5 protein-coding genes are annotated in these 3,713 nt (G+C 61.1%); 2 read left to right on the top strand and 3 right to left on the bottom strand.

Going from position 1 to position 3,713, the window contains the following annotated elements; genetic code table 11:
- A partial coding sequence (locus tag MU551_RS23135; RefSeq protein ID WP_247048916.1) for an isocitrate/isopropylmalate family dehydrogenase occupies positions 1 to 281 on the top strand: 281 nt, incomplete at its 5' end.
- Positions 278 to 1,261: a D-2-hydroxyacid dehydrogenase gene (locus MU551_RS23130; RefSeq protein ID WP_247048915.1), complete on the top strand. Its 984-nt coding sequence runs from the start codon at positions 278 to 280 to the stop codon at positions 1,259 to 1,261. The genes MU551_RS23135 and MU551_RS23130, both read left to right, overlap by 4 nt.
- Positions 1,262 to 1,292: 31 nt before the next feature.
- Here the strand turns inward: MU551_RS23130 and MU551_RS23125 are convergent, their stop codons facing one another.
- The 3 genes from MU551_RS23125 to MU551_RS23115 form a co-directional block, all read right to left on the bottom strand.
- On the bottom strand, positions 1,293 to 1,967 hold the full coding sequence (locus MU551_RS23125; protein WP_247048914.1) for a GntR family transcriptional regulator: 675 nt from the start codon (positions 1,965 to 1,967) through the stop codon (positions 1,293 to 1,295).
- Between the two features lie 59 nt (positions 1,968 to 2,026).
- Positions 2,027 to 2,716, bottom strand: coding sequence for a GntR family transcriptional regulator (locus tag MU551_RS23120; RefSeq protein ID WP_247048913.1), 690 nt, complete (start codon positions 2,714 to 2,716; stop codon positions 2,027 to 2,029).
- A 14-nt stretch (positions 2,717 to 2,730) separates the two neighbouring features.
- Positions 2,731 to 3,713, bottom strand: a 983-nt coding sequence (locus tag MU551_RS23115) for an aldehyde dehydrogenase family protein (RefSeq protein WP_247048912.1), incomplete at its 5' end; no start/stop codon positions are given.

The raw sequence follows: 3,713 nt of genomic DNA, 5'->3' as shown, positions 1-3,713 counted from the left end.
CCTCCCTGTTCGAACCAGTCCACGGCTCCGCCCCCGACATCGCCGGCAAGAACCTCGCCAACCCGGTCGGGCAGATCTGGTCAGGGGCGATGATGCTCGAACACCTCGGCCACCCCGACGCCGCAGCCCACCTCCAAAAAGCGTTCGAATCAGCCCTGCGCGAGGGCCACGGCACCGCCGATATCGGCGGCACCGCGACCACCACAGAATTCACCCAAGCCATCCTGACCGCCATCGACGCCCTCACCCCGGTCACAGCATCAACCCCGGTCACAGCATGACACCCGGAACCGGGGCCAGGCGGCCCGTCGTCGCGGCCCTCTACCGTGAAGCGCTCCCGCCACGCATCGCCCAGGTCCAGGAACTCGCCGAGGTCCGCCTCACCAAAGCCGACGGACTGGCCGAGGCCATGGACGGCGCGGACGTGCTCTACCAGTGGCACTCCTTCTCACCCGCGCTGAAGGAGAACTGGGCCGCCGCGTCCACCCTGGAATGGATCCACGTCTCCGCCGCCGGCGTCAGCCAGCTCCTCTTCGACGACCTCATCCACAGCAACGTTATCTACACCAACTCCCGCGGCGTGCTCAGCCGTGCCATCGCCGAGTTCGCCCTCGGCTTCGTCCTGGACATGGCCAAAGACTCCCACGGGTCCTTCCGGCTCCAGCAGGAACAACGCTGGCAGCACCGCATCACCCGCAAAATCCACGGCCAGAGCGCCCTCGTGGTCGGCACCGGATCCATCGGCCGCGAAATCGCCCGCCTGTTCCACGCCGTCGGCATGAACGTCAGCGGCGCCGGCCGGACAACCCGACCCGGAGACGCTGACTTCGACGTCATCCACTCCTCCCGGGACCTCGCCAACGTCGCAGGAGACTACGACTACCTCGTCCTCGCCGCGCCCCTGACCGCCGACACCACAGGCCTCATAAACGCCGGAGTACTCGCAGCCATGAAACCATCAGCCCGGCTCATCAACGTAGGCCGCGGCCAACTCGTAGACACCAACGCCCTCACCCACGCACTGGCCACCGGCTCGATCGCCGGCGCCGCCCTCGACGTCGTCGACCCCGAACCACTCCCGGCCGGACACCCGCTCTGGGCCATGGACAACACCATCATCACCCCACACATGAGCGGCGACACCGAAGACTACCTCGATGACCTCGGCAAACTCTTCGTCGACAACCTCAAACGCTTCTGCAACGGCGAACCACTCGAAAACATCGTCGACAAAACCCTCGGATTCGTCCCCGCACCCTGAGCAGTTTTCGTCTGAACCTTTCCTGCGGTCCCTAGCTTGCCGGATGCCTCTGGGCGATAATTTCCCGGATCGATTCCCGATATTGGATGATCGTATCCGAGATGACCTTCTCTGCCAGTACTGGGTCACGTGAGTCAAGTGCGTCAACTATGTTCTGGTGCTCAGCTTCGAGTGTATCCGGGTCCTCATACTCGTGATGTTCAATGGAAAGCACAAACATGAAGTACCTCAGTTCGGTGACCAATTGCTGATAGAAGGTCCTCAACTTCTGGCTTCCTAGGAGTCCGACTATCGCGCTGTGAACCGCAAGGTCCTTCTCGACAATCTTGAATGGATCTCCACTCTTCAAAACTGCCCTGAACTCCTCCATGGCGCCGTGAACCTCGTCCATGGAGGTGCTTTCGGAGATGCTCCGTGCGGCGGTGGTCTCCAGATGATAGCGCGCGTTGTAGACGTCCATGATCTCCGCGTCGGTGGGGTCCCAAACGATGGCGCCTTGATTTGCGCGGTGGCGAATGAGGCCGCCCGCCTGAACTATGCGGACGGCTTCACGAATAGTGTTCCTGGAAAGTCCCAGGTTGTCTGCGAGGAGACTCTCCCTAAGACGTTCGCCTGGCTTGAGTCCTCCGCTGAGGATCATGGCTGTGAGCCCATCCGCGACCTGTTGCACGGTGGACGAATGCACTATCTTAATCTGCTCAACCATGCGTTCATCGTACAACATGGTCAACTGTAGGGCAGTAGACCACGCCATCGTGGAGGGATTTACCCGTTGAGGGTAGTGGTGCTGAGGTCGTGAACGGCTTTTTGCATATGTTGCCTCAGGGCTTTGTTGAGTTCTTCTCTATTGCCGGTTTCGAGCAGGTAGAGGATGTTCTCGTGTTCCTGGATCAGGGTCTGTGCCTGTGGGTAGGAGACTTCCAGGTTGAGGATGCACATTGTTGATTCCGCGGCCAAGGTTTTGTAAATTCGCGTCATTCTGCTGTTGCCGGCGGCTGCGACGAGTGTGGTGTGGAACTGCATGTCCAGTTGGGCGACCGCTTGCCAATTGTTTGCGTCAACTCGTCTTTTCATGTTCCTGAGGATTGTTCTCAGGGCCTGGCATGTGGTCTTGATGTGCTTGGGACTGCTGCTGAGCAGGTTATCGGCGGCGTTGGTTTCCACGGCCTCACGCACGGCGTAGATTTCCTTGCTGTCCTGGGCCGAGAGTTCGAGCACGTATACGCCATGGTTTCGCCTGTTGGTGAGGATGCCTTCCTGGCACAGACGCTGCACGGCTTCCCGGACGGGGCTCCGGGAAGTGTTCAGTTGGACGGCCAGAAAGGATTCATTGATCTGTTCTCCGGGGCGGAACACCCCTTGAATGATTTGTTCGCGCAGCTGGTCTGCGATCAGCTGTGCGGTGGGCCTTGCTTCCAAGCTGAACAGGCCTTTGGCTGCTAGTGATCCCCTCATCTGAACTGAGGTTTCTAGATTGCTATTGCGGTGTATTTGTATTCAAGGAATTCCTCGATACCGATTTTGCCGCCTTCGCGTCCGAGTCCGGATTGCTTGATGCCGCCGAAGGGGGCTATCGGGTTGGAGACGAGGCCGGTGTTGATGCCGACCATTCCGACTTCGAGTTCGGCGGAGAAGCGCAGGGCCTTGGCCGTGCTTTCGGTGAACACGTAGCCGACAAGGCCCCATTCGGTGTCGTTGGCTACACGGAGCACGTCGTCTTCGCTGTCGAAGGTGCTGATGGCGGCGACGGGTCCGAAGATTTCGGTGTTCATCAGGTCAGCGTCCAGGGTCACGTCGGTCAGGACGGTGGGGGTGTAGAAGTAGCCGGGGCCTTCGGGCCGGTTGCCGCCGGTGAGGACTTTAGCGCCCTTGGACACGGCGTCGGCAACGAGGCTTTCGACCTTGTCCAGGCCCTTCTGCTCAATCAGGGGTCCGACGTCGGTTCCGGCCAGGGCGCCGTTGCCGACCTGCAGTTCGGAGATTTTCTTGGCGAACTTCTCGCTGAATTCGGTGACGACTGAGCGGTGCACGAAGAAACGGTTCGCTGCGGTGCAGGCCTCGCCCATGTTCCGCATCTTGGCCTTCATGGCCCCGTCGACGGCTTTTTCGATGTCGGCGTCGGCGAGGACGATGAACGGGGCGTTGCCGCCCAGTTCCATCGAGGAGCGCATCACGTTCTCCGCTGCCTGTTTCAGCAGGATCTTCCCGACCCCGGTGGAGCCGGTGAAGCTGATCTTGCGGGCGATGCCGCTGGCCGTCCAGTTCTCCACCACGGGCGCGGCGCTGGCGGTGGTTACGACGTTCAGCACACCGTCAGGCAGGCCGGCCTGGCGGAAAATATCCACCAGGGCAAGAGAGGTCAGCGGGGTCAGTTCCGCGGGCTTGAAGACCATGGTGCAGCCGGCCGCGACCGCGGGGGCGATCTTGCGTGCCCCCATGGCCAGCGGGAAGT

Origin of the sequence: Arthrobacter rhizosphaerae, assembly GCF_023062595.1 — a bacterium.
Taxonomy (GTDB): domain Bacteria; phylum Actinomycetota; class Actinomycetes; order Actinomycetales; family Micrococcaceae; genus Arthrobacter; species Arthrobacter rhizosphaerae.
Note: the sequence above shows the minus strand (reverse complement) of the source record. Positions and strands in the feature narration are given on the sequence as shown.

Excerpts from the sequence above, each read along its gene's own strand:
- MU551_RS23130 (WP_247048915.1), top strand. The coding sequence starts at position 278 with ATGACACCCGGAACCGGGGCCAGGCGGCCCGTCGTCGCGGCCCTCTAC.
- MU551_RS23125 (WP_247048914.1), bottom strand. The coding sequence starts at position 1,967 with ATGGTTGAGCAGATTAAGATAGTGCATTCGTCCACCGTGCAACAGGTC.
- MU551_RS23120 (WP_247048913.1), bottom strand. The coding sequence starts at position 2,716 with ATGAGGGGATCACTAGCAGCCAAAGGCCTGTTCAGCTTGGAAGCAAGG.